Source organism: Dokdonella sp. (assembly GCF_019634775.1).
In the GTDB taxonomy this organism is placed as follows: Bacteria; Pseudomonadota; Gammaproteobacteria; order Xanthomonadales; family Rhodanobacteraceae; genus Dokdonella.
Window position 1 is genome coordinate 516445 of sequence record NZ_JAHCAS010000001.1, and the last position, 24703, is coordinate 541147.

Here is a 24703-nt window from a genome sequence, read left to right on the forward strand (position 1 = left end):
CACCATCCCTCACTTGAACGGCCGGCGCACAGCCGCGAGACTCCCCGCGCTGGTCCGTCGAATGGTCCCGAAGCCGTGATGAATCCCGGTCGTTCCGCCCTCGCACTGTTGTTTGCGATCCCTGCCGTGGCCGCCGCTGCCACGCTGCGTGTCGGACCGGGCCAGCCGTTCGCCACTCCCTGCGCAGCGGTCGCGGCCGCCAATCATGGCGACACCATCGAGGTGGATGCGGCCGGCAACTATGCGGGCAATGTCTGCACCTGGACCCGCAATGGCCTGACCCTGCGCGGAGTGAATGGTCGTCCACACATCCCGGCAAACGGCCAGCACGCACAGGGCAAGGCGATCTGGGTGATCGCCGGCAACGACACCACGATCGAGAACGTGGAAATGTCCGGCTGCACCGTCCCCGACGGCAACGGTGCGGCGATTCGCCAGGAAGGCACCAATCTCACCCTGCGTGGCGTCCATTTTCACCACAACCAGAACGGCATCCTGACCAGCGCCAACCCGGCCAGCACGATCACGATCGAGTACAGCGAGTTCGCCTACAACGGCACCGGCACGGGCTATACCCACAATCTCTACATCGGCCATGTCGGCCGCTTCGTGTTCCGCCACAGCTGGTCGCATCATGCGAACGTCGGGCATCTGCTCAAATCGCGCGCCATGCGCAACGACATCCTCTACAGCCGGCTCACCGGCGAAACCGGCGCGAATGCCAGCTACGAGCTCACCCTGCCCAACGGCGGGCTGGCCTTCGTGATCGGCAACCTGATCCAGCAACCGGCGACCTCGCAGAACGGCGCGATGCTCGACTATCTGAGCGAAGGGGCCGGTGCCAACACCGACCACCGCCTGTTCGTGGTGAACAACACCTTCGTCAACGCCCGCAGCAACGGCACCTTCCTGAACATTCATCCGGGCACCTCGGAGGCACCGCTGGCGCGCAACAACATCTTCCATGGGGCCGGCACGGTCACCTCGCACGCCGGCACGGTGCTCGACCACAACTACACCGGCAGCGCGGCCCTGTTCGTGGATCCTTCGAACTACGACTACCGCCTGCTGCCCACGGCCGCCGCGGTGATCGACGCCGGCGTCGCACCGGGCAACGGTGCCGGCGAATCGCTGGCACCGGTGTACCAGTACGTGCATCCGGCCGACGCCATGCTGCGCCCGCTGTCGGGAGCGATCGATATCGGCGCCTACGAGTACCACGCGGTGGCTGATCTGATCTTCCGCGACGGCTTCGAAGCCAACTGAGCGCGCCTGTCGCGGCTTGGACCGCCTGTCCGCATGCGCAGCAGCCGAGCGATCGCTCGAACTCGCCGACCATGGCCGCACGCCGCTGCGCGCCTTAGAGCCATCCGGCGGCCGTTCGCCGGACCGGATCGAAAGCATCCGCCCATTCCACACCGGCGACAGCCTGTGCGTCGACGGATATGACCACGCGGGGTTCCGCTACGCCGCAGCGCGAGAGATGCCCCGGTCCATTCCACAAACGGCACCGGGAAGGACCAGCTGACACCGCCGCTGCCCCGCGTTGCTGACAACCACTTCGCTTGACCACGCTTCCGTAGCAACCCAGCATGGGCCATGCCCAACTCCGACCACTGGCTGCGAACCGGCATCGCGCTGCAGGGCGGCATTGCGCGCGACCTGTTCGCTGAGAGCGGAGCGCGCGAACTCGCTCACGGTGACCGCCTCGGACCATTCGCGATCACCGGCGAACTGGGCCGGGGCGGCATGGCCATCGTCTACGCCGCCGAACGCGCCGACGGGGAGTTCGAGCAGGACGTGGCCATCAAGTGGGTCGCCGGGCTGCGCGTCGACGAGGAGAGCGCGGCTCTGTTTCGCCGCGAGCGGCAGATCCTCGCCCTGTTGCGGCACCCGAACATCGCCCGTCTGCTCGACGGCGGCCGCACCGAAGACGGCATGCTGTGGTTCGCCATGGAGCGGGTCGACGGCCTGCGCCTCGACCATCACCTGGCCGCCGGCCATGACGCCGGATTCGATGCGCGGCTGGCGCTGCTGCGCCAGGTCTGCGCGGCACTCGCCTTCGCACACGGCCGCGGCCTGGTCCATCGCGACATCAAGCCGGGCAACATCGCGGTCGACGGCGACGGAACGGTCAAGCTGCTGGATTTCGGCATCGCGCAACTGGCCGGACAAGATTCCGACAACCTGCGTACGGCGCACACACCGGCCTGGGCCAGCCCGGAACAGCAGCGCGGCGAATCCACCGGCGCGGCCTCGGACATCTATCAGCTCGGCCTGCTGCTGCAATGGTTGTGCAGCGACGCAACCGGTGCGCCGAACGGCCTCCGGTCGCGCGAACTCGAGGCCATCATCGACCGCGCCTGCGCAGCGACCCCGGAAACACGCTATGAATCGGTAGCCAGCTCCGAACGCGATCTGATCGCCTGGCAGCAGCGTCGTCCGCTCAACGCGTTCGCCGGCGGCTCCGGCTATCGGCTGCGCCTGTTCCTGCGCCGCCACACGCTGGCGGCGGCGGCGGCGATCGCCGCCTTGCTCGTGCTGGTCACGCTCAGCGCCGGTTTCGCGTGGCGCCTGAAGCAGGAGCGCGACTTCGCCGTGACCCAGGCACACCGTGCCGACGCCGCGCGCGAATTCCTCGTCTCGCTGTTCCGCGGCGCCGATCCGATGGCACGCAAGGGGCTCAACCTGACCGCACGCGACCTGCTCGACCGCGGCGAGGCGCGAATCGACACCGAACTGGCCGGCGAGCCCGAGTTGCGCGCCGACCTGCAGGAAACCCTCGGCTCGGTGTACTTGTATCTGGCCGAGTACGAACGTGCCGAGACGCTGGTGCAGGCCTCGCTGGATGGCACGCCCGACGATGCCGGCGACCCGCGCCGCACGCTCGATCGCGTGCGCCGCACCCTGCTGCTCGGCAGCGTCTACAACCGCAGCCGGCAATCCGCGAAGGCTCTCGAACAATCCGACGCCGCACTCGCGCTGCTGGCCACGTTGACCGGCCCGGAGGCGCTCGAACACGAGCTCAGTGCGATGAACGCGCGCGCGATGTCGTTCAAGAACCTGGGGCGAAGCGAGGACGCGGCGCAGGCGCTGCAGCACCTGCTCGCCCGCGTCGATGCCAGCCCGGAGGCTCAGCGCCACCGTGCTTATGCCGCCGACAACCTCGCCCACGTCCACCAGTCCCGTGGCCGTTGGCACGATGCGCTGGTGCAGGCCGGCGTCGCCGAACAGGCCTTCCTCGACCTGCGCGGTCCGGACCATCCCGAGCCCTGGGCGGTCGCCCGCTTCCGCGCCAGCCTGGAACTGGCGACCGGCGATCTCGCATCCGCGCGAGGACGTTTCGAGAAGGTGCTCGCCGCACAGCAACGCATCCACGATCCCGGCGATCGCCGGATCATGAATACGCGCACCGGCCTGGCGAGCGTCGCCCTGCAGCAAGACGATATCGCGGGTGCCAGGCCCCTGCTCGACGAGGCGCTGGCCGAATGCCGGCAGTTGTTCGGTGACGATCGCAGCCAATGCGCGGTCACCTGGCAACTGCACGGCGAGCGACTGCTCGCCGATGGCGATGTCGATGCCGCCCTGCCAGTGTTGCGCGAGGCGCTGTCCCTGCATGAACGGGCGACGACGCCGTCACATCGCACGATCGGCCTGGCGCAGCTGGCGCTGGCCGCGGCGCTGTGCCAGAACACCGCCATCGATGAAGGTCGCGCCCTGCTCGCCGATGCGCGCCGAGAATTGCACGTCACCCCTCCGGCACCGCTGGACCTGCAGCGGATCGACGCCACCGGACTCCTCTGCCATGAATGATCATGCTGGCATCTCGACGACACCGGACGAAGTCACCCTGTTGTTGCGCGCTATCCGCGAAGGCAATCCGGATGCGCTCAACGACGCCTTCAACCTGCTCTACGGCGAACTCAAGCGCATGGCGCAACGCGCACTCGGCAGTGGCAACGGCACGCTCAATCCGACCGGCCTCGTGCACGAATGCTTCCTGCGCATGTCGGCCGGCGACGCAAAGCCCGGCGACCGCAGCCATTTCTTCGCGCTCGCATCGCGCGTGATGCGCCAGGTGATCTGCGACCATGCACGGCGACGCCTCGCGCAGAAGCGCGACGGCGGCATCGCCGTCACCCTGAACGACGCCGACACGGCCCTGCTCGACGAAGCGCAGCGCCTGGTCGAACTGGACGAACTGCTGATCCGCCTGGCCGAACGCGACCGCCGCCAGGCCGACGTCGTGGTCTGCCGAGCATTCGCCGGCCTCACCGCCGACGAAACCGCCGAAGCGCTGGGCATATCGGTGCGCACCGTGCAGAGCGACTGGGCCGCGGCGAAGGACTGGCTGGGGGAGCATCGCGGGTAGATCGCGACGGGGTTTCGACAGCGAAGCCGGTCGGTCGCTCCCGCTGTGCAGACACGAAAAGCCCCGCGTCTCGGCGGGGCTTTTCGTTGGAGCCTGGGTTTGTCGGTGAGGAGTGCGGCCACGGATGGCCGCTTCCCGATCCTCGCGATCACGCACGATCGCTGAAGTACATCCTTAAGCGATGCTCTGATCCCTATGGCGACGAGACGCGGTTCCGCGACGCCGTCGCCCGGCCGATGGCGGCCGGGCGGAGGCGGTGGCTTCAGTTGCAGGAGGTCGCCGGGGTGCTGCCGTTGCTGGCAGGCGTGTTGTTTGATTTGTAGCTGTGCACGCAGGTGAGGTTGCCGGAGCCGGTGAACTTGTTGCCGACGTACTCGACCAGGGAGCCGGCGATTTGGACCACGGCCGTACCGGTCGTCTCCAGCAGGAAGGCGCCCGTCGTCGAGCTGGTTGCCACATGGCTGTCCTGGATGCGGACGTTGCCATTGCTGCCGAGATAAATCGCTCGGTGACCGCCGCACAGGTAGCTGTCACGGATCAGCGGTGAGGACGACGTGCCCTGGAAGGCGAAACCGGTGCCCGTGGCGTTGCTGCAGGTCAGATCCGAGGCCTCGGCACCATACAGATGGCTGTTTTCTATCAGTGCTTGCGGAAAGCCTCCCGTGTTGTTGACGCTGCCAACGGCGGCATTGACGGTGGTCGCGCCGCTGGCGCGCAGCGTGGCGCGACTGATGTGCGGTTCGGAGTCGTACAGATAGACGGCGTAGCGTGCGGTACCGGAACCGGCGGCAACGATTTCGACATCTTCGATCCGGGTGCTGCGACTGGCGCCTTCGTTCCCGTAGACGCCGATCCCGTAGGCGCCGCTGCCAGTGTGTTCGATCCGAAGATTGCTGAGGCGGGCTTGGTTGGCGAGGCTGAACACTGCCGCGTTCGGCACCGGCGAGGCCGCCGTATTGCTGGCGCGGATCACCGTGCTGCCCTTGCCCATGCCGCGGACATGGACGTAGCCGGGCACGTTCAATGGACCGGCCTCGTTGTAGATGCCGGGGCCGACCAGAACCAGGTAGGGGTTGCTCGCGCTGGGAGCGCTGATCGATGCGAGGGCGGCGGCGACGGTCGCGAACTGGCCGCCGCTCACGCCGACCGTGCGCAGGTTGGCCATGGCGATGCTGCCGGCCTCGGCCGCACCGAGAGCGAACAATGCCTGCGGCGCCGCCGTCACCTTCTGTCTCGGGCTCAGCAGCGTGTAGCTGCCGGTGCTAGCGCCGGGTCGGACTTCGATCTGCAGCCAGTGTTGGCGATCTGCGATCGGGCTGGTGCCGAAGTCGAGCTCGAGGGCGAAGGTGCCCCCGGTCACGGAGACGTCATCGCTGGTGAGCTGTGGGCCGACCAAGCTGCCTCCGGTGGGCGCGTCGTACAGGCGCAGGCGGAAGTCGAACTGGCCGTTGGACGGGTTTCCGGATTGCCGCAACTCGCCCTGATAGGTGATGGCGGTGCCCAACGGCGCAGCGGACAGGTTGCCGATGGTGGCGGTAGCCAGGACTGCCAGCATTGCGAAACGGATGCAGGTGTTCATCTCGGTCTTCCTCTCAGGGTTCGAATCCATTGGCGAAAATCAGGTCACCGGTCGATAGCGGCGATGCCCAGAACCCGCCGTGCACGGTGTAGGTGCCGCTGCCGGCCTGGCCGGGATCGGGCTGGCCGATCGTGCCGGTGAGGGCATACGCCCCTCCGGTCGAGTAGCCTCCGCCGGTGTCGATGGTGCTGCGACGGATGCTGAACTCGCCGCCAGACTGTGCCGCGACCACGGCGGCGGATGCCGCCAGCGTGGCCGCCAGGGCAAGACAAGGTTGTCTCATCTGCTGTGTCCTCCATCCCCGGCTGCACCCGCCCGATTGCGGAAGCGTGTGGGGATGACGGCCAGCCTGTGGCTACCGGCGGGGCCGATCTTGAAGAATCCTTGATGGATTCCTGAATTCGCTTGATGAACCGGGAAAACTACCCGATAGGTTGACGGCGCCTGCGAGGAAGGCTTCTGGCACTTCATCCACCGCCCGGGTAACGGCGAGGGGATCAAAAACGCCGGCCCGGATCGAAGGAGGCCGCATTGGCCACCCCCACCTTCACGATGGTGAACCCGGCCAACGCCAGGCGGCTTCCGGCGCGTTCGACGAAATCGGCGTGGAAGTCGACGCTCACCACCTCGCGAACCAGATTGCAGGTGGTGACGTCAATGGAAATGACCCGCTTGAGGCGTTGCGCCCAGGTCATCGCGCGGCACTGCTCCTCGGGGCTGCGCGGCTCCTCGTTGACGCTGACCTCAACCGGTGTGGCATCGGTCGCAGGCCGCTTGCCTCACCCCGAGGGTGTCCGTTGTGCGCGCAGGTTCGCATTCGGCGCAAACACGTCATGCAAGCGGGCGAGATGCGCACGTGAAGCAGCTCTACATCTGGCGCAAACGGGCGGCCTGATCCGCAGCGTGTGATTCCTGCACTTGCACCGACACCGCCCGCCTGTCAGCGTGCGCGTTGCGATGAAGCATTGGATTCCCACATGCGCCTGACCCTCCTGATCATGGGTCTGCTGCCCGCCTGCGTGTTCGCTGCGAATTGCGTGCGGCCCGGCGATTCGGTGTTCGCCTCCAGCTTCGATATTCCCGCGCAACGGGCCTTCTATGTCGCCAGCAACGGTAGCAATGGCGCCGACGGCAGCCTGGCCACGCCCTGGCGCACGATCCAGCATGGCATCGACGTGGCCCAGGCCGGCGACCTCGTGTGCGTGCGCGGCGGCATCTACAACGAACTGGTGAGCATGACCCGCTCCGGCTCGCTCGCCGCCGGACCCATCGTGCTGCAATCGGTGCCGGGCGAGACCGCGATCATCGACGGCACCGGCCTGCCGATCCCCGATGGCCAATACGGACTGGTCACCCTGATCGATGTCAGCCATGTCAGCGTGCAGGGCCTGGAACTGCGCAACTACACGACGGCCTCGACCGCGCTGGTTCCGATCGGCATGTACGTGACCGGCGCCGGCACCCGCATCCGCCTGCTCGACAACCACATCCACGCCATCCGCAACACCGGCAACGGCTGCGCCGCCAATGCCTTCGGTCTCAAGGTGGATGGCACGCGCGCGCCGCAATCGATCAACGACCTCATCATCGCCGGCAACGACATCCATGACCTCGTGCTCGGTTGCAGCGAATCCTTCTCCCTGGATGGCAACGTGGAGAACTGGATCATCAGCAACAACCGCGTGCACGACACCAACAACATCGGCATCGGCGCGATCGGCTTTGAAGGTGTTGCCCCGAACCCGGCCTTCGACCAGGCCCGCGACGGCCTCATCGTCGGCAACCATGTCTACAACATCAGCTCGTTCGGCAACCCGGCCTATGGCAACGAGTACGCCGCCGATGGCATTTATGTCGACGGCGGCAAGCGCATCACCATCGAGCACAACCGCATCCATCATGTCGATATCGGCATCGAGGTGGCCAGTGAACATGCCGGGCGCACCAGCAGCGAAGTGATCGTGCGCAACAATCTGGTCTATTCCGGCAATTCGGCCGGCATTTCGATCGGCGGGTATGACGCCAGCGTCGGTGGCAGCACGGCCGTCGAAATCTACGGCAACACGCTCGTGCGCAACGACCAGGCCGGCACCGGCTCCGGTGAATTCCAGATCCAGTACCACGCGACCAACAACCGCTTCGCCAACAACATCCTGTACGCCAGCAGCGACGGCGTGCTGATCAGCGCCTACACCGGCGACACACCCGCACCCGCCATCCTCAACCACAACCTGTACTGGACCGATTCCGGCAGCACACCCGCCTGGACCTGGCTCGGCACCGAGTACAACACCCTGGCCAGCTATCGCAGCGCTTCCGGCCAGGACGGCGCATCGCTCTTCGACAATCCCGACTTTTTCGACCTGGTCGCACCCGACCTGCGCCTGCAAACCGGCTCACCCGGAATCAATGCCGGCAGCGATCCAGGCAACGGCCTCGCCGGCCTCCTCGACTTCGCCGGCCTCCCACGCATCCAGGGCGCCGCCATCGACATCGGCGCGCACGAACGCTGACGTGCCTGGGCGGCTCCGTGCAGCTCAGCCGCGACCGCTATCCAGCGGCGCGCGAAGCGGGCCGTGAAGTGGGAGGGTTTGGAACTTCAACCGGCCTTTCCGGGCGGCCTGGCGGATAGGCGGCAGTCGTGCAAGCGTCGGTCCTGGCACCGAATCGGACGTTCACGCGCTGGATTTCGGCATCTCGGGGCCGCGCATCGGCGCCATCCAGGTGAGCGAGCCGGCGAAGGCGAGCGCGCAGCCCGCGATCATGAGGTGGATGATCGATTGCATGACGAAACCGCGTGACCCAGGTGCGGCCCGCCGGAGCCGGCGCTGCGCGGTGCTCACGGTTCGGCCAACCCCAGTCGCGTGGCGAGCCGCTCGGCCGCTGCGCGGCTGACTTCGTGCGCCAGCAGCGTTTCGCGCAACACCGGCAGCGCCGCATGCAACAACTCTCGCGCGCCCACGCGGTCGCCCTGGCGCAGGCGGATGCCTGCCAGTTCGCTGCGCGCGATCGCGAGGTCGACCGGCGCCGTATCGGCACGCTCGAAACCCGCGACCGCGGCGGCCTGTTCCTGGTCGGCGCGTTCGAGGTCGCCCATGTCCATGGCAAACGCCGCGCGTGCGCGGTGTATGTGCAGGAACAGCGGATGCTCGGGCGGGACCAGCGCCTGCCACAGGCGCGTCACCTCCTCCAGCATGGGCAGGCCGCGATCGGGCCGATGCATCTGCCGCGCAAGCACGACCAGTTGCCAGGTGAGCATCGCGTACTCGGCCGAGTCCACGCCGTCGATGCGCGCGGAATCGGCGCGCAACCGGGTCAACATTTCCAGCGCGCGGGCGTGTTCACCGGCCAGGCCAAGGGTGCGGGCCTGTGCGCGCAAGGCCCGTCGGCGCGCCTGGTGGTCGGCGGCGAGCCCGGCCTGGTCGAACACCGCCAGTGCCTCGCGGTACAGCGGTTTGGCCGCGGCATAGTCACCCGCGCTTTCCAGCACGCCGGCGCTGTTCAACAGGCCGATGGCCTCGTCCTGGGTGCCCTGGATGCCGACATCGAGGCGGAACCGTTCCGACTGGGCCAGCTGTTCGGCAGCTTCGCGGTAGCGGCCCAGGTCGTTGAGCGCGAGCGCGAGCTCGTTGGTCAGGTACATCATGCGCACGCCACCGGGATCGACCACGCGCGCATGCAGCGCAATGGCCTCACGCAGCAGCGTGGCGGCGGCGTTGGCGTCGCCGGAGGTGCGCAGCGCGACCGCCTTGGCCAGCAGCAGCCCCACGCGCGAGGGCGCATCCTTGGGGCGTTGTGCGGCCAGCCGTGCGAGCGCGGCATCGGCCACCGCCAGCGCGAGCGCGGGGTCTCCGGCCGTGGCACTGAGTGACGCCAGGTTCTGGGCGATGTCCACTTGCAGTTCCAGCGGCAAGGCCGCGGTTTCGCTGGCCGAACCCAGTGCCTCGCGCAGCAGCGGGATCGCCGCCTCGTCCTTGCCGTCGCGGTGCTCGATGATGGCCAGGTTGGCGAGGCTGCGCGCGCGTTCGCTGCGCTCACCCGGTGCGAAGCGCTCGCGCCATTGGGCAGCCTGCTGCGCCGCTGCGCGGGCACCGGCGATGTCGCCGGTGATACCGCGCTGGTTGGCCAGGGTGTCGAGGTCGCCGGCCAGTTCCAGCGCCTCGGCGCGATCGGTGGGCACGAGCCCATGCAGGCCCGCGCGCATCAATTCCGCGGCGCGCACCGACTCGCCCAGTTCGCCGTACAGCGACGCGAGCAGGCGCTGCATCGATTGCACCAGTACCGCATCGTCGCGTTGCGCGAGCTCGTGGCTGGCGGCGTCGAGCAGGTCACGGATGCTCACCTGGCGGTTCATCGCCACCTGCGGTGCGGCGGCGGCGAAAGCGGCACGCAGGAACTCGAGCGAGGCACGCGCGCGCCGCGCGTCGCGTTCGGATGCCGCCTGCGCGTGTTGCGCCACGGCCTGGGCCTGGCGCGCCAGGGTGCGCTCGTGGGCGAGGCGCCAGACGAAGGCGGCGGCCACCACGAGCGCGAGCAGCGCGGTGGCGACGGCGCCGCGGTAACGGCTGATGAACTTGCGCAGGCGATAGCGGCGGGTCCAGCGCGCCGCACGCACGGGCCGGCCTTGGCGGAAGCGGTGCAGGTCGTCGCGCAGTTCGCCGACGCTGGCGTAGCGCTGCGCGGGTTCGCGTGCGGTGGCCTTGGCGATGATGCCGGCGAGCTCCGCGCCCACCGTCACCGGCGGCACCACCGGCGGATCGGACGGCGGTTCGCCGCGGTGTCCGCTGAGCAGTTCGCGCAGCAGCACGCCGAGGCTGTAGATGTCGCTGGCGGTGGTGATGGTGCCGCCGGCTTCCTGTTCCGGGCTGGCGTAGCCGTGACTGAACACGCGGGTGGAGGGTTCATTGACCGGATCGGTGCCGGCATCGACCAGGCGCGCGATGCCAAAGTCGAGCAGCTTGACCGCACCGTCGGGCGTGACCATCACGTTGGCCGGCTTGAGGTCGCGGTGCACGACCAGGTGGCTGTGCGCGTGCGCGACCGCGTCGAGCATCGCGTCGAACAGGTCCAGGCGCTGCGCCAGGCCCAGCCGCTGTGTCAGCACATGGTCGAGCAGCCGTTGCCCGGGCACGTACTCGATGACCAGCCAGGGCTGGCCTTGTGCGGTTTCACCGCCATCGAGCAGGCGCGCGATGTTGGGGTGGTCGAGGCTGGCGAGGATCTGCCGTTCGTGACGCAGGCGGCGGATCGCATCGTGGGTGGGAAAGCCGCGCAACAACTTGATGGCCACTTCACGTTGGAACTGGCCATCGGCGCGCTCGGCCAGCAGCACCGTGCCCATGCCGCCCGCACCCAGTTCACGCACTGGCCGCCACGGTCCGAACTTGTCGTGCGCGCCTACCGCGCCCGCTTGCAGGCGCGCAGCACCTTCGCTGATCAGGCGGTCGAGGCGGTCGTCGCCAAGCGCGTCGGCGGCCAACATCGCCGCCAGGCGCGCCCGCTGGTCCGCGTCCAGCGGCAGGCTGGCCAGCAGCTGGCTGCGTTGCGGTTCGGGCAGTTCGCACAGGCGCTCGAAATGCGGCGCGAGTTCGGTCAGTGGCGACTGCATCGTGTTCATGCCGCGGGCACGCTGGCCAGGCCGGCGCGTACCAGGCGCAGGTCATGGCCGATGTCGGCTTCGGACCGCTGCAGCGCCTGCGCAGTGGCACGGAAGAAATCCAGATGGTCGGCGCAGGCAGGCACGGCATCGTGCATGCGGCGCACCGCCTCGGGCGCCAGCGAGGTGGCCTCGCCTGCCCTGCCCGGGAACGAGCGCTGCGCCTGCGCAACCAGCGCACGCACGTTGGCATGGACGCGCTCGACCGGCGTCACGTGCGCCGACCCGCCGCCCGCGCGCCAGGCGCGGGCCAAGCCGGTGGCTTCAAGCTCCTGGACACGCGCCTGCATGCTGTGCACCCGTTGTGGGATTGGCCATCCGGCCGCGTATCAGGATGTTGCGAAAACCCATGGAGCAAGCTGCCGTGATGATACTCCTTCGACCCATCGCGCGTGGCCTGCTGGCCGCCGCGCTCGCGGTCCCGGCCGGCGCCAACGCGCAGGTCCTGGCCGGGCCGCATACCGGCACACTGGCGCCGCTGTCCGTGCCCGGCCCGCACATGGTGATGCCATGGTACAACGGCGCGCTGGCCAACATCGGCACGGTCCAGTCCTGCCTCAGCAACCCGCCGCTGTTTGGCACACGCGTGATGGGCTATGCAGGCTTCAGCCATCCACCGCCGGACCTTCCGCCCGCGGTCGGCGAGGTGTTCTACACCCACCTCGTGCTCGCGCATCCGGGCAATCCCTGTGCCGGCAGTGCGGTGGCGATCGAGCTGATCCTGCCGGCGGGCCTGCAGACCGCGGTGTCGGCTGCCAACCCCACGTTCTGCTTCGCGATCCTGCCCAACCCCAACCGCCTCTACAACCTCGATGCCGACGTCGACTACGGTTGCCCGACGACCTTTCCGATGGGCCTGCAGGGTCTGGCGGTGCGGCCGTTGCGCGGCGGCCTGGGCAACAGTGGCGCCTGGGGCATGCACATGGGTTTCTGGCTGGAACTGCTGATCCCGTTGCGTGCGACCCAGCCGCAAAATGGCAGCAACTCCATCGTCTGGCGCGTGAATCCCGACATCGCCGTGGTTGGCTACCCGCAGGTGGCGGCGTTCGTCAATGGCGACGTGATCTTCCGCGACTCGATGGAGAACACGATGCTCAACCTCGACCTGTGCACGCTCAATCCCGCGCCGCAGGGCTGCTGAGGCTTGCCCCGCCAGGCCCGGCCGAGGGGCCGTGCGGAGATGTCGCGGGCACGCGCGCGCCTGAATCGGCGGCCGCACGTGCGCGTGTGGAGTGCGCGCGCGAGGCGCCAGGGTGCGCGGACAGTTCCAGGCCTCACCCACCGCGCGGCAATGGAGCGGCCGCCAGCGCGGGGGCTGGTGTTTTGGCCGCAAACCTGCGTTGTGTGGCGCACTCCACCAACGGAGTGCGTCCATGCGCCGGTTCCCGCAGCACCTCATCCAGTTTGCTGCCGGTCTCGTGCTGGTCGCTGCCGGTGCCGCCGCAGCCACGCCCGCAGCATGTAGTGGACACCTTCGACGTCGCTACCTGCAGCCTCATCATGCGCGCAGTGCTACGCGGCAACACCGCGCCAGAGCTGCAATTGCACAGGGCATTGCGTCGGATCGGACTGCGCCAGGTCAGTAGGCGCCGTGCGGCGGCTCGCGCTGTCGATGGCCTGCTTCAGCGCGCGCCCTTGACCAAGGCCTCGAACGCATCGGCGGGCACCGCCGCCGAGTACAGGAAGCCCTGGAACTCGTCGCAGTCGGTTTGGCGCAGCCAATCCAGCTGCTCCTGCGTCTCCACGCCTTCGGCCACCACGCGCAGGCCGAGCGTGTGGCCGAGCGCGATGATGACTTCGGCGAGCGGGCGGGAAGGCTGCGCCGCGCTGATGAACGAGCGGTCGATCTTGAGGCTGTTCAGCGGCAGGCGCTGCAGGCAAGCGAGGTTGGAATAACCGGTACCGAAGTCGTCGACGATGACGCCGCAACCCAGTTCGCGCAGGCCGTGCAACAGGGCCTGCGTGGTCTCGTCGTTGCCCAGCAACACCGATTCGGTGATCTCCAGCTCCAGCCCGCGCGCATCGCAGCCGCTGGCGTCGATGATGCGACGCAGGCTGGCCAGCAGCGAGGCACTGCCGAACTGGCGCGGTGACAGGTTGACCGCGATGGATTGCAGCACGCCCGTGCGTTGCCAGTGCTCGAGCTGGATCGTGGCCTGCTCCAGCACCTGTTCGCCGAGCGCGACGATGAGGCCGGTTTCCTCGCACAACGGAATGAATTCGCCGGGCGGGACCAGGCCGCGCTGCGGATGGTTCCAGCGCACCAGTGCCTCGGCGCCGACGATGTGGCCACGGCCGATGTGGTAGCGCGGTTGGTAATGCAACACGAACTCGCGCCGTTCCAGCGCGCGCCGCAGCTCGATTTCCATGCCCAGGCGGCTCTGGGCCTTGGTCAGCATCGCTTCGGAAAAGAACTCGAGCCGGTTGCGCCCGGCATCCTTGGCACCGTACATCGCCAGGTCGGCCTGGCGCATGAGCGTGCCCAGGTCGTTGCCGTCCCTCGGGAAACGGGCCACGCCCATCGACGCCGTGACCGACAATTCGTGGTGGCCGAGCCGGACCGGTTGCGACAAGGTCGCCAGCAGTCGCTGGCCAAGTTCGTGCACGGCCGCGTCGGCGCCGTCGGCGGTGGTGAAGATCAGGAACTCGTCGCCACCCAGGCGCGCGACCAGATCATTGCCATGCATGGTCTGCTGCAGCCGCGTCGCCATCATGCACAGCAACTGGTCGCCCGTGGCGTGGCCGAGCGAATCGTTGATCTGCTTGAAGTTGTCGAGATCGATGAACATGAGCACCGCCGGTTGTCCGACCGGCAGCAACTGATCGAGGCGCTGCTGGAACGCGTCATTGACGAAGTGGCGGTTGGGCAGGCCGGTGAGCGAGTCGTGCATCGCGAGAAACTGCGCGCGCGCCTCGACCTGCTTGAGGTCGCTGATGTCGACTTCGCTGCACAGCCACGCCCGCTGGCCGGTCACCGCATCCTGGCAACGCCGCGCCGATACGCGGTGCCAGCGCGCACCATCGGCGGTGTTCACGCGTGACACCTGCAACACCGAACCATGCTGGCGCAGGTCAGCCAGCATCTGGTCGGTTTCGGCCGGATCGACGAAATGCTGCCACAGGCCGTGGAGGGGATTGGCCACGCTGCTGCGCGCGGCGGGATTGCGGTACAACGCACGCCCCGACTCGTCGAACAGCGTGATCATGACCGGCGTGTGCAACAGCGCCTCGGCACTGCGCAGCGTCTCCGGATCGGCGTGTTGCTCACCGATCGCCTCGCACAGCATCGCCATGCGCCCATCGCCCAGGCGCACGCCGCTGAACATCACCCGCACCGTGCGCGGCACGCCCTTCGGGTACAGGGTCCACAGCTCACTGAAACGCGCGTCGTGGCGCTCGAAGTCGAGTTGGTACTGGCGCAGGCGGCGCGCCACCGATTCGGACATGTCGCTGCCCATGTCACGTGCGCCGAGCTCGGCCAGGCTGTCGGCGCACCACACCTCCAGGGCTGCCGCATTGGCCCAGTGCACGCGCGACTTGTCGATGTCGAATACCCAGATCGGCGTCTGCAGGCGCGACAGCTGCTGAATCATTGCCTCATCAAGCCGCAACAGCGCGGTCGGCTGCTGCGGATCCGCCGCAGGCATGGTCGCGGGGCAAGGCACATCGGGCCTTGCCGATGGCTGATCCGCTTTTTGCTCATCGTGACGCTTCATCAGGAATCGCCCGTCAGTGCCTGCCTGTCAGTGGGCGTGGCTGCGGGATCGCAGCCGCGCCGCGCGACTTGCGTGTCCATTTATCACATGTTTCAGCCACCCGCACTGACCCGGGCGCAGTCCCGGGCGACCTGCTCGCTGCCTCGGTTCACGTCGCCGGCGCGAGGCCCGCTTGCGGTCGTTTTCGGTCAGGTGGCGCCTGCGCAGGCTGATGGACTTGGGCGTGACTTCCACGAGTTCGTCGTCTTCCATGTACTCGAGCGCCCGTTCCAGCGACATGCGCACCGGCGGGGTTAGCTGCACGTTGTCGTCCTTGAGCTGCTCGATCGGTTCGCTGGCGACGCCGTCGGTGTCCTTGATGATGACCTCCGGGCGCGACACGGCCAGTTCGCAGCCTTCGCGGCGCATGGTCTCGATCAGCACCGACAGATGCAGCTCGCCGCGGCCGGACACCTTGAACTTGTCAGGGTCTTCCGTTTCCTCGACCTTGAGCGCAAGGCGGGCATGGGCGACTGCAGAACTGTCTCCTGGGCGCCTCAGCGCGGGGCCGCGTCGCGGGTCTGGATGCGATAGGCGGCATGGCAGGCCACACAATAACCGCTCGCCTCGGCCAGATGTTTCATCGCCTCGCTGCTGCGGCGCTCACCGCGTGCTTCATCGGCCAATGCCGCAAAGCGGCCATGTGTCGGGCGAGACATGGCGAACCAGCCCTCCGGCATCGAGGGGCGGAAATCCAGGCCGCGCGGGCCACCCTTGGCACCGGCGTCACCCCACTTCGCCACCGCCTCCCAATCGCCTGCCGCCAACGCCGTCATCGCCGAGGACAGCAGTTCCATGCGCCAGCGCATTTCCTCACGCAGCGATTCGCGTTCGGCCAGACTCAGCATGATGACGGTGCGGGGGTCACTCTGCGTCGTCTCGTCCTTATGCCCTGACACTTCCGCCCAGATCACCCCGCGCAGGTCGCCTTCGGAAAAACCGGTGGCAGCATCGGCGGGATAGCGCGCCGCAACGGCCTGGCGGATCGGTTCCGCAATGTGGGTGCCGTGACAGGTCAGGCATGGCGCTTCCAGCGCGATGCCCCGGGCCAGGCGCAAGCTGCCGCCATCACGCTCGACATGCACCAAGTCACCGGGTGCCGTGCCGGCATCCGCCTTGTGCTGGAAGCTGTCCAGCACGGCGGCCTGCCAAGGCACAGGCGCATTGTTCGGGTTGCGCAGGCGTGCGGCTGTACGGCCCACGGCCACGCCGTGTTCGGCAGATACGGCAGCGGCGATCTTCGGCGCTTCCAGATGACAGAAGTCCACCGCCGCAATCGGGCCTTCGTCTTGCATCTTGGCCATCAGCGCCGCCTTGAGGCGCTTGCCCAGATCCCCCATCGCCGCTTGCGCGCGTGCCACGTCCGGCGGCGGACTGGGCGCTTCTTGCGCAGCAGCTGCGGTGACGGCTACCGACAATGCGAGAAAAACAACGGTGCGAATCATGCGTGGGCATCCTTTGAATCGGTGGCGTCGGAAACAGGCAAGGGCCAGCGTCGGCGCAGCATCACATACTGCAACGGAATGACGATGAGTGTCAGCACGGTGGAAACCAGTATGCCGAACACCAGCGAGATGACCAGACCATTGAAGATCGGATCGTCCAGAATGAACAGTGCGCCGCCCACCGCCGTCAAGGCAATGGGCCGGGCACGCACGGCACAGCCATCGATGGCGGCATCCACCTATCGCCTGCCGAGTGCAATCTGCTGATCGATTGGGGCGATGCGTTCGCCGGCTTCCATGAGGGATCCACGCCATCGCGCAAGGGCGGTCCACCCACGCTGTCATATTGGGCGAAACGCCAGGAGCTGCCGCGCAATGGGCGATCTTCGCGTCTGACATGGCTTGCGGACAGGGAGGCCCCGCCTCGGACGCCAGAAAGCACGAAGCCCGGCGCAAGGCCGGGCTTCGTGGTCAAGCGTGCTGGAGAGCAGGACTCAGAAGTCCATCCCGCCCATGCCACCCATGCCGCCACCGGCCGGGCCGTGGCTGTGGGCTTCTTCCTTCTTCGGCGCTTCGGCGACCATGGCTTCGGTCGTGATGACCAGGCCGGCGATCGACGCGGCGTTCTGCAGTGCGGTGCGCGTGACCTTGGTCGGATCGAGGATGCCGAGTTCGACCATGTCGCCGTAGTCGCCCGTGGCGGCGTTGTAGCCGAAGTTGCCCTTGCCCTCGGCAACCTTGTTGAGGATGACCGACGCCTCTTCACCGGCGTTCGTCACGATCTCGCGCAGCGGCGCTTCCATCGAGCGCTTGGCGATGGCGATGCCGTGGTTCTGGTCCTCGTTGTCGCCCTTGAGCTTGGCGAGGCCAGCCAAGGCGCGGATCAGCGCCACGCCACCGCCCGGCACCACGCCTTCCTCGACCGCCGCACGCGTGGCGTGCAGGGCGTCTTCGACGCGCGCCTTCTTTTCCTTCATCTCGACTTCCGTCGCCGCACCGACCTTGATCACGGCGACGCCGCCGGCCAGCTTGGCCACGCGCTCCTGCAGCTTCTCGCGGTCGTAGTCCGAGGAGGTTTCCTCGATCTGCGCCTTGATCTGCTTGATGCGCGACTGGATGTTGGCGGCCTCGCCGGCGCCGTCGATGATGGTCGTGTTCTCCTTCGAGATGACGACCTTCTTCGCGCGGCCGAGATCCTTCAGCGTGGCCTTCTCGAGCTGCAGGCCGACTTCCTCGGAGATGACCTGGCCACCGGTCAGGATCGCCATGTCTTCCAGCATCGCCTTGCGACGATCACCGAAGCCCGGCGCCTTGACGGCGGCGACCTTGACGATGCCGCGGATCGTGTTGACGACCAGCGTGGCGAGCGCCTCGCCCTCGACTTCCTCGGCGACGATCAAGAGCGGCTTGCCGGCCTTGGCCACGCCCTCGAGCACGGGCAGCAGCTCGCGCACGTTCGACACCTTCTTGTCGTGCAGGAGGATGTACGGGTCTTCCAGTTCGACCTGCTGGCTCTGCTGGTTGTTGATGAAGTAGGGCGACAGATAACCGCGGTCGAACTGCATGCCCTCGACGACGTCGAGCTGGTTGTCCAGGCCCGAGCCTTCCTCGACGGTGATGACGCCTTCCTTGCCGACCTTGTCCATCGCCTCGGCGATGAGCTTGCCGATGAGGTCGTCGCCGTTCGCCGAGATCGTGCCGACCTGGGCGATCGACTTCGAGTCGGCCGACGGCTTCGACAGCTTCTTCAGCTCCTCGACGGCGGCGACGACGGCCTTGTCGATGCCGCGCTTGAGGTCCATCGGATTCATGCCGGCGGCGACGGCCTTGAGGCCCTCGCGGATCAACGCCTGGGCGAGCACGGTCGCGGTGGTGGTGCCGTCACCGGCGACGTCGGAGGTCTTGGACGCGACTTCCTTGACCATCTGCGCGCCCATGTTCTCGAAGGCATCGGCGAGTTCGATCTCCTTGGCGACGGACACGCCGTCCTTGGTGATCGTCGGCGCGCCGAAGCTCTTCTGCAGCACGACGTTGCGGCCCTTCGGGCCGAGCGTGGCCTTGACGGCGTTGGCGAGGGTGTTGACGCCGCGCAGGATGCGCGAACGGGCGTCTTCGGAGAAACGGATTTCTTTGGCAGCCATTGTGTGGAGCTCCAGGATTCGGGATTGGGGATTTGGGATGCGAAACAGCAGGAACGGGGCGGGATGGGAAGGCGCGGAATCCGGAGCGAGTACCGCTCTTACGAATCCCGAGTCCCCAATCCCTAATCCCGACTCTTACTTCTCAACCACCGCGATCAGGTCTTCCTCGCGCATGACCAGCAGTTCCTGGCCGTCGACCTTGACCTCGGTGCCGCTGTACTTGCCGAACAGGACGATCTCGCCGACCTTGACGCCGACCGGACGGACCTTGCCGTCCTCGAGGATCTTGCCGCTGCCGACGGCGAGGACTTCGCCCTTGATCGGCTTCTCGGCGGCGGCGTCAGGGATGACGATGCCTCCAGCCGACTTGGTCTCGGCCTCGAGGCGCTTGATGATCACGCGGTCATGCAGGGGGCGAAGTGCCATGGGTTCTTCCTTCAACAGGTTGATTGCATTGGGTTTGTTGCCGGGCTGCTAGCACTCGGCGCACGTGAGTGCCAATTCTAGCGGCGAGGTTTCCCACAGGGAAGCCCGCGCCGGCTGGCTCGCCAGATGGCGGCGGCACCCGGGCTTTCAAGGCCGCTGCCATGTCCTTGTCGTGGCGCAACCGCTAAAGTCGCCGGCCTGCCACCAGGACAACCGAAGGCCATGACCCTGCCAACCCGCCGTTTCCTTGTTTCGCTGACCCTCGTGCTCGCCGTCGCCGCCACCTCGCCTGCCTTCGCCCAGGACGGCAGCGTCCCGCTGGTCGGTGGCCCCCCGGCCGTGCAGACCTTCGATTCGCTGGCCAATACCGGCACGGCTTCCACCATGCCGACCGGCTGGGCGTTCGTCGAAGCCGGCAACAGCGCCAACGGCACCTATGCGGCTGACAGCGGCGCGACCAACTCGGGCAACACCTACAGCTACGGGACCGGCAGTTCGGGCGAGCGTGCACTCGGCGGGCTGCGCTCGGGCAACCTGATCCCGACGTTCGGCGCGCGCCTGCGCAACGACAGCGGCCAGACCGTCACCACGATCGACGTCAGCTATACCGGCGAGCAATGGCGACTCGGCGCGGCCGGACGCAGCGACCGCCTGCAGTTCGAGTGGAGCGTCGATGCCACGTCGGTGAACGACGGGGCGGCCAGCTGGAACACGATCGCGGGCGGCACTCTCGATTTCACCAGCCCGACCACCACCGGCACGTCGGGTGCGCTCGACGGCAACGCCAGCGCAAACCGCGCGCTGCGCAGCGCGGCGATCAGCGGCCTCACGCTTGCACCCAACGCGACGATGTACGTGCGCTGGGTCGACATCGACGTCGCCGGCGCCGACGACGGCCTCGCCATCGACGACGTGAGCTTCGGCATTTCCGGCGAGCCGCCTGAGGACGTGCCGCCCAGCGTGAGCTCGACGACACCGGCCCACGGCGCCACGAACGTGGCGCACAACACGACGCTCAGCGTCAACTTCAGCGAACCGGTCAGCTTCGCCACCGGCGCCACCACCCTGGAATGCACGACTTCCGGTGTCCACGCCGTGACCGTCCCGGCGGGATCGACGAGCTATGCGCTGTCGCACACGCCGGCCTTTGCCGCCAGCGAAACCTGCACCTGGACGATCCTCGCCAGCGGCGTCACCGATCTCGATGGCGATCCTGACAACATGGTCGCCGACCATGTCGTCACCTTCACCACCGCAGCTTCGGCGGGCGGGCCGGGCCCGAACCTGACCTGGACCTTGCCCAAGCCAGGTGCGACGGCCGTTCCGCGCGCGAGCGACCTGCGCGTGATCTTCGACACCGCGGTCACGACCGCGCCGAACGCGTTCTCGCTGACCTGCAACGGCACGCCGATCGCGCTCGCCTCGGCCGGCAGCGGCACGACGCGCACGCTGACTCCGGCCAGCGTGATGCCGGTCGGCGCGAGCTGCGCCTTCGCCATCGACGCCGCCGGCGTGACCAACGGCTCGGGCGTGCCGATGGACGCGCCGGTGACGATCGCCTTCACGGTCGCCCCGGCCTACGACTCGGCCGTGTACTACGCGCCGATCAATACGACCGCCCCGGGCCAGTTGCGCTGCACCCTGCATCAGCTCATCCGCGGCCACGTGATGTATCCGTACAGCGGTGCGACGACCAACACCTGGACGATCCTCGAAACCGTGCAGGCGCAGCCCGGCAATCCGTCCAAGGTCATCGACGTCTACCGCAACCGCGCCTACAACACGATCAGCGACCGCGCCGGCACCGGCTCGGGCCTCACCTACAACCGCGAGCACACCTGGCCGAACTCGCTCGGCTTCCCGAGCCAGACCGGCAACCTCGGCTTGCCGAATGCGCCGTACACCGACACGCATATGCTGTGGCTGTCCGACACGCAGTGGAACTCCGACCGCGGCAACAAGCCGTTCGCGTTCTGCTCGACCGGCTGTGGCGAGCGCATCACCGAAGCCAACGGCGGCGTCGGCGGTGGCAGCGGCGTCTATCCGGGCAACTCGAACTGGGTGCGCTCGCCGAACGGCAGCGATGGCTCGTTCGAGGTATGGAACCACCGCAAGGGCGAGATGGCGCGCGCGATCTTCTACATGGCGATCCGCTATGAAGGCGGCACCGATCCGTTGAGCGGACAGACCGAACCGCAACTCGAACTGACCGATGATCGCGGCCAGATCGGCAGCGGCAGCACCTCGTACATGGGCTTGCTGACCGACCTGCTGGCGTGGCACGCCGGCGATCCGCCCGACGACGAGGAACGCGCGCGCAACGACGCGGTGCAGGGCTTCCAGGGCAATCGCAACCCGTTCGTCGACCATCCGGAATGGGCGACGCGCGCGCTGTTCGAATCGACCAACCCTGCCGTCTGCGAACCGGCGAACAACGACCTGATCTTTGCGGATGGCTTCGAGGTTTCGGTGCCGTGAGGTCTGGATCTGCCGACGCCCTCCTTCTCCCCGCGAGCAGTGGGAAGGGACGGCGAAGGCGGTCATTTCCCCGGCCGCAACCCTGGGAACCTTCCAAGTCCGGGATCCTGGCGCAAGCCGGGATCCCTTCAAGGGACGCCCTGATCCACTTGCGACACGGCGTCGGAAAGGTTCTTGCTGCGTCACTTCTGCAGCGGCCCGCACGTCCGATCACCCACGGGGATCCCGGCTTGCGCCGGGATGACGATCAACAGTGGCGCAATTCGAGGTTCCCGTGAGCGGCGCACTGATCGTCTTCACCACCCTCCCCGACGCGGCCACCGCCGCGTCGGTGGCGCGCGTGCTGGTCGAGGAGCACCTCGCCGCCTGCGTCAGCCGCGTGCCGGCGGTTGCTTCGACCTATGTCTGGGACGGCGCCGTGCACGAAGAAACCGAGCTGCTGCTGCTCATCAAGACCACACGCGAGCGCTTCGAGGCGCTGCGCGAGCGGCTGCTGGCCGTGCATCCGTATGAACTGCCGGAGATAATCGCGGTCGAAGCCGCCGCCGGGCACGCGCCCTACCTCGCCTGGATCGCGGATTCCACGCGCGCCGACCGGTTGCCCTGAAACGTTCCAAGCGGAGCCCTCCGTGCTGCGAATCCTCCTCGCCGGCCTCGTCGCCCTCACCGTTCCGACCTGCGTCCTCGCCCAGGAACAGGACGGCCTGCTTCCGGTCGAACAGGCCTTCGCGCTGCGCGCCGAAATCCGCGAACCCGGCCGTATCGACCTGCACTGGGATATCGCCAAGGACTACTACCTCTACAAATCGCGCATCTCGGCGAAGACGGCCCAGGCCGGCACCACGCTCGGCAAGCCCGAGCTGCCCAAGGGCATCGAGCGCCATGACGAGTTCTTCGGCGACGTCGAGATCTACCACGATGCGGTCGATGCGCACATCGACTACACGGCCGACCCGGCAACCACGACCATCGAGCTGAGCGTCACCGTGCAGGGCTGCCACGAGGTCGATCCCAAGATCTGCTATCCGCCGCATCCGACCCGGCTTGCGCTCGTCGTGCCGGCCATGGCTGCGGCCACTCCATCGCTGTTCGGCAGCGCGCCGGCCGGGGGCGTACTCGGCCTCGCCGCGCAACCCTTGAACGACGACGAGCCGCTGCCGGCCGAACAGGCATTCGTGTTCGAGGCGATCGCGATGAGCCCGACCGAAGTGCTCGCGCGCTGGACGATGCCGAACGGCTACTACCTCTATCGCGACCGCAGCCGCGTCGACGCCGTCGATGCGGCCGGCGTCGAACTCGGCCAGCCGACATGGCCGCAAGGCATCGACCACGAGGACGAGCATTTCGGCACGGTCGTCGTCTACTACGGCCAGGTCGAACTGCCGATCGCATTGAAACGCGCCGACGGCGCGGCCGGCACGTTCACCCTGCGCGGCGAGTTCCAGGGCTGCAAGGAAAACGGCATCTGCTATCCGGTCATGCAGCGCGACGTGGTCGTCGACCTGCCGGCCGCCAGCAAGGAACAACTCGCCGCCGCCGCCGCTTCGTTCAAGCCGGCAACGCCTGCCGCCGCGATGGTCGCCGATGCCTCGGCCGACAATGCGCTGCGCTCCACCGCCCCGCCGGCGATTACCGACGGCGGCGTGCTCGGCGCGCTCCTGCTCGCCGTGCTCGGCGGCCTGATCCTCAACCTGATGCCCTGCGTGCTGCCGGTGCTCTCGCTGAAGGTGCTCGGGTTGGCCGCCAGCGGCGAAAGCCTGGCCAAGGCGCGCGGGCATGCGCTTTGGTACACCGCCGGCGTGCTCGCCGGCTTCGCCATCGTCGGCCTCGGCGTGGTCGCCCTTCGGGCGGCCGGCCAGGCGCTCGGCTGGGGCTTCCAGTTGCAGCAGCCGGGCTTCGTCGCCGTGCTCGTCTACGTGCTGTTCGCGGTGGGCCTCAGTCTTTCCGGCGTGTTCACCATCGGCGCCGGCCTCGGCGGCGTCGGCCAGTCGCTGGCGGGCAAGTCCGGCCCGGCCGGCGACTTCTTCACCGGCCTGCTCGCCTGTGTCGTCGCCAGCCCATGTACGGCGCCGTTCATGGGCCCGGCGCTGGCCTTCGCATTCGCCGCTGCGCCGGTCGTCGCCCTGCTGATCTTCCTCGCGCTCGGGCTCGGCCTCGCCCTGCCGTTCCTCGTCATCGGTTTCGTGCCGGCGCTGGCCTCGCGCCTGCCCAGGCCCGGTGCGTGGATGGAGACGTTCAAACAGGTGCTCGCGTTTCCGATGTACCTCACCGCGGCATGGTTGCTGTGGGTGCTTGGCCACCAGCGCGGCGTCGATGCGATCGGCTGGATACTGGCCGGTGCGATCGTGCTCGCGCTTGCGTTGTGGTGGCATGAGCGCAGCCGCTGGAACGGACGCACGCTCGGTCGCGTACTCGCCGGCATCGTCTTTCTCGTCGCGCTGTGGCCATTGTGGAAAGTCACCCAACTGGAGCCGCCGGCGAAGGCGGCCGTCGAAGCCAGCGACGGCTCCGTCGCGTACTCGGCCGATGCGCTCGCGCGCCTGCGCGCCGACGGCCGCACGGTGTTCGTCAACATGACCGCCGACTGGTGCGTGACCTGCAAGGCCAACGAGAAGGGCGTGCTCTCGACCGACGCCTTCAAGGCCGCGCTCGAACGCGCGGACGCGGTGTACATGAAGGGCGACTGGACCAATACCGATCCGGCGATCACCGAATTCCTGCAGCAGCATCGCGCGGTCGGCGTGCCGCTGTATGTCGTGTTCAGCGGCCGCGAGGGTCCAGGCCAGGTCCTGCCGACCCTTTTGACCACGGGCATCGTCGAGGACGCGCTCCTCGCGACAACGCGCTGAGC

18 protein-coding genes and 2 pseudogenes are annotated in these 24703 nt (G+C 67.8%); 8 read left to right on the plus strand and 12 right to left on the minus strand.

What is annotated here, in order from left to right; all coding sequences use genetic code 11:
* Positions 1-78: 78 nt before the first annotated feature.
* The 3 genes from KF907_RS02210 (at position 79) to KF907_RS02220 (ending at position 4372) form a co-directional block, all read left to right on the plus strand.
* The gene (locus KF907_RS02210) at positions 79-1266 is read left to right on the plus strand and encodes a right-handed parallel beta-helix repeat-containing protein (RefSeq protein ID WP_291217719.1); all 1188 of its coding nucleotides are present in this window, start codon (positions 79-81) and stop codon (positions 1264-1266) included.
* 333 nt (positions 1267-1599) lie between these two features.
* Positions 1600-3813, plus strand: a complete 2214-nt coding sequence (locus KF907_RS02215; RefSeq protein WP_291217721.1) for a serine/threonine-protein kinase — start codon at positions 1600-1602, stop codon at positions 3811-3813.
* Entirely contained in the window at positions 3806-4372 is a 567-nt protein-coding gene (locus tag KF907_RS02220; RefSeq protein ID WP_291217723.1) for an ECF-type sigma factor, read from the plus strand. The genes KF907_RS02215 and KF907_RS02220 overlap by 8 nt, the downstream gene beginning before the upstream one ends.
* A 262-nt stretch (positions 4373-4634) precedes the next feature.
* Here the strand turns inward: KF907_RS02220 and KF907_RS02225 are convergent, their stop codons facing one another.
* The 3 genes and pseudogenes from KF907_RS02225 to KF907_RS15420 all read right to left on the minus strand — a co-directional run.
* Entirely contained in the window at positions 4635-5951 is a 1317-nt protein-coding gene (locus KF907_RS02225) for a right-handed parallel beta-helix repeat-containing protein (protein ID WP_291217725.1), read from the minus strand.
* Between the two features lie 13 nt (positions 5952-5964).
* The gene (locus KF907_RS02230) at positions 5965-6234 is read right to left on the minus strand and encodes a hypothetical protein (RefSeq protein ID WP_291217727.1); all 270 of its coding nucleotides are present in this window, start codon (positions 6232-6234) and stop codon (positions 5965-5967) included.
* Between the two features lie 214 nt (positions 6235-6448).
* A pseudogene (locus KF907_RS15420) lies at positions 6449-6808 on the minus strand (IS91 family transposase); the annotation flags it as partial.
* A 120-nt stretch (positions 6809-6928) separates the two neighbouring features.
* Between KF907_RS15420 and KF907_RS02240 the strand changes: the two are divergent.
* Entirely contained in the window at positions 6929-8464 is a 1536-nt protein-coding gene (locus tag KF907_RS02240) for a right-handed parallel beta-helix repeat-containing protein (RefSeq protein WP_291217731.1), read from the plus strand.
* Positions 8465-8626: 162 nt separating this feature from the next.
* On the opposite strand, the gene KF907_RS02245 is transcribed toward KF907_RS02240, so the two are convergent.
* Genes KF907_RS02245 through KF907_RS02255 form a run of 3 tightly spaced genes read right to left on the minus strand, consistent with a single transcriptional unit; the run spans position 8627 to position 11897 of the window.
* Positions 8627-8794, minus strand: a complete 168-nt coding sequence (locus KF907_RS02245; RefSeq protein ID WP_291217734.1) for a hypothetical protein — start codon at positions 8792-8794, stop codon at positions 8627-8629.
* Entirely contained in the window at positions 8791-11568 is a 2778-nt protein-coding gene (locus tag KF907_RS02250) for a serine/threonine-protein kinase (RefSeq protein ID WP_291217736.1), read from the minus strand. The genes KF907_RS02245 and KF907_RS02250 overlap by 4 nt, the downstream gene beginning before the upstream one ends.
* Positions 11565-11897 carry a hypothetical protein gene (locus KF907_RS02255; protein ID WP_291217739.1) on the minus strand — a complete coding sequence of 111 codons (333 nt, stop codon included), beginning with the start codon at positions 11895-11897 and terminating at the stop codon, positions 11565-11567. The genes KF907_RS02250 and KF907_RS02255 overlap by 4 nt, the downstream gene beginning before the upstream one ends.
* A 74-nt stretch (positions 11898-11971) precedes the next feature.
* Here KF907_RS02255 and KF907_RS02260 point away from each other — a divergent pair, with 74 nt between their 5' ends.
* Entirely contained in the window at positions 11972-12748 is a 777-nt protein-coding gene (locus KF907_RS02260) for a hypothetical protein (protein ID WP_291217741.1), read from the plus strand.
* 481 nt (positions 12749-13229) lie between these two features.
* Here KF907_RS02260 and KF907_RS02265 read toward each other — a convergent pair whose 3' ends face one another.
* From KF907_RS02265 to groES, 6 genes and pseudogenes are all read right to left on the minus strand, one after another.
* On the minus strand, positions 13230-15200 hold the full coding sequence (locus tag KF907_RS02265; RefSeq protein WP_291217743.1) for a putative bifunctional diguanylate cyclase/phosphodiesterase: 1971 nt from the start codon (positions 15198-15200) through the stop codon (positions 13230-13232).
* 150 nt (positions 15201-15350) lie between these two features.
* Positions 15351-15821 (minus strand): annotated as a pseudogene (locus KF907_RS02270) (hypothetical protein); the annotation flags it as partial.
* A gap of 38 nt (positions 15822-15859) precedes the next feature.
* Positions 15860-16807 carry a Tll0287-like domain-containing protein gene (locus KF907_RS02275; RefSeq protein ID WP_291217745.1) on the minus strand — a complete coding sequence of 316 codons (948 nt, stop codon included), beginning with the start codon at positions 16805-16807 and terminating at the stop codon, positions 15860-15862.
* Positions 16804-17046, minus strand: coding sequence for a hypothetical protein (locus KF907_RS02280; RefSeq protein ID WP_291217747.1), 243 nt, complete (start codon positions 17044-17046; stop codon positions 16804-16806). The genes KF907_RS02275 and KF907_RS02280 overlap by 4 nt, the downstream gene beginning before the upstream one ends.
* 255 nt (positions 17047-17301) lie before the next feature.
* Positions 17302-18948 (minus strand): chaperonin GroEL, encoded by a 1647-nt coding sequence (gene groL / locus KF907_RS02285; protein ID WP_291217749.1) that lies wholly within the window; start codon positions 18946-18948, stop codon positions 17302-17304.
* 135 nt (positions 18949-19083) lie between these two features.
* Entirely contained in the window at positions 19084-19374 is a 291-nt protein-coding gene (gene groES / locus KF907_RS02290) for a co-chaperone GroES (protein ID WP_291217752.1), read from the minus strand.
* A gap of 222 nt (positions 19375-19596) precedes the next feature.
* Here groES and KF907_RS02295 point away from each other — a divergent pair, with 222 nt between their 5' ends.
* The 3 genes from KF907_RS02295 to KF907_RS02305 all read left to right on the plus strand — a co-directional run bounded on the left by KF907_RS02295 (position 19597) and on the right by KF907_RS02305 (position 24701).
* Positions 19597-21852 (plus strand): endonuclease, encoded by a 2256-nt coding sequence (locus KF907_RS02295; protein WP_291217755.1) that lies wholly within the window; start codon positions 19597-19599, stop codon positions 21850-21852.
* 274 nt (positions 21853-22126) lie between these two features.
* Positions 22127-22459 (plus strand): divalent-cation tolerance protein CutA, encoded by a 333-nt coding sequence (gene cutA, locus KF907_RS02300; protein ID WP_291217758.1) that lies wholly within the window; start codon positions 22127-22129, stop codon positions 22457-22459.
* Positions 22460-22481: 22 nt separating this feature from the next.
* Positions 22482-24701, plus strand: a complete 2220-nt coding sequence (locus KF907_RS02305) for a protein-disulfide reductase DsbD family protein (protein ID WP_472843817.1) — start codon at positions 22482-22484, stop codon at positions 24699-24701.
* The last annotated feature ends 2 nt before the right edge of the window (positions 24702-24703 follow it).

What these genes read in the sequence shown, in the direction of transcription:
- KF907_RS02210 (WP_291217719.1), top strand. Translation starts at nt 79, where the DNA reads ATGAATCCCGGTCGTTCCGCCCTCGCACTGTTGTTTGCGATCCCTGCC.
- KF907_RS02215 (WP_291217721.1), top strand. Translation starts at nt 1,600, where the DNA reads ATGCCCAACTCCGACCACTGGCTGCGAACCGGCATCGCGCTGCAGGGC.
- groES (WP_291217752.1), bottom strand. Translation starts at nt 19,374, where the DNA reads ATGGCACTTCGCCCCCTGCATGACCGCGTGATCATCAAGCGCCTCGAG.
- KF907_RS02250 (WP_291217736.1), bottom strand. Translation starts at nt 11,568, where the DNA reads ATGAACACGATGCAGTCGCCACTGACCGAACTCGCGCCGCATTTCGAG.
- KF907_RS02225 (WP_291217725.1), bottom strand. Translation starts at nt 5,951, where the DNA reads ATGAACACCTGCATCCGTTTCGCAATGCTGGCAGTCCTGGCTACCGCC.
- KF907_RS02255 (WP_291217739.1), bottom strand. Translation starts at nt 11,897, where the DNA reads ATGCAGGCGCGTGTCCAGGAGCTTGAAGCCACCGGCTTGGCCCGCGCC.
- KF907_RS02240 (WP_291217731.1), top strand. Translation starts at nt 6,929, where the DNA reads ATGCGCCTGACCCTCCTGATCATGGGTCTGCTGCCCGCCTGCGTGTTC.
- KF907_RS02230 (WP_291217727.1), bottom strand. Translation starts at nt 6,234, where the DNA reads ATGAGACAACCTTGTCTTGCCCTGGCGGCCACGCTGGCGGCATCCGCC.
- KF907_RS02295 (WP_291217755.1), top strand. Translation starts at nt 19,597, where the DNA reads ATGACCCTGCCAACCCGCCGTTTCCTTGTTTCGCTGACCCTCGTGCTC.
- KF907_RS02275 (WP_291217745.1), bottom strand. Translation starts at nt 16,807, where the DNA reads ATGATTCGCACCGTTGTTTTTCTCGCATTGTCGGTAGCCGTCACCGCA.
- groL (WP_291217749.1), bottom strand. Translation starts at nt 18,948, where the DNA reads ATGGCTGCCAAAGAAATCCGTTTCTCCGAAGACGCCCGTTCGCGCATC.
- KF907_RS02220 (WP_291217723.1), top strand. Translation starts at nt 3,806, where the DNA reads ATGAATGATCATGCTGGCATCTCGACGACACCGGACGAAGTCACCCTG.
- KF907_RS02265 (WP_291217743.1), bottom strand. Translation starts at nt 15,200, where the DNA reads ATGATTCAGCAGCTGTCGCGCCTGCAGACGCCGATCTGGGTATTCGAC.